General features: G+C 44.2%; 1 protein-coding gene. It reads right to left on the bottom strand.

What is annotated here, in order from left to right; genetic code table 11:
• The coding region (locus tag JO950_RS21995; protein WP_202704548.1) for an AMP-binding protein at positions 1–539 on the bottom strand (539 nt) is incomplete at both ends.

Below are 539 nucleotides of genomic sequence, written 5' to 3'. Positions count from 1 at the left end.
TCCCCTGATTGGTTTTCTATCGCTAAAACTACAGCTTGCTTGATTTGCTCATGCTGTTCTAAAGCGTACTCTATCTCGCCAATCTCAATACGGTGTCCTCTGATCTTTACCTGATCGTCTTTTCGGCCTAAATATTCGATGTTCCCATCAGCAAGCCAACGCCCTAAATCCCCACTGCGATAAAGACGTTCTCCTTCCACAAACGGATGGGCAATAAATTTATCTGCTGTCAATCCCGGCTGGTTCAGATAGCCACGTGCCAAACCTGCTCCGCCAATACAGAGTTCTCCCTCTATACCAATGGGTACTAAATGCTGTGCATTGTCTAAAATAAAAATGGTTAAGGTAGGAATGGCTTTACCAATTACACTTTTGCTGCTCTCCAGATGCTCATCACCAATCTCCTGATAGGTAACGTGAACTGTTGTCTCGGTTATACCGTACATATTTACTAAACGGCAGGCCGGAAACTCTTCTTTCCATGACTTGATCTTTGCCGGGTTAAGGGCTTCTCCTCCAAAAATAACGTAACGTAATGA

This window comes from Flavobacterium sp. UGB4466 (genome assembly GCF_903469665.1).
Taxonomy (GTDB): Bacteria; Bacteroidota; Bacteroidia; order Flavobacteriales; family Flavobacteriaceae; genus Flavobacterium; species Flavobacterium lipolyticum.
Note: the sequence above shows the minus strand (reverse complement) of the source record. Positions and strands in the feature narration are given on the sequence as shown.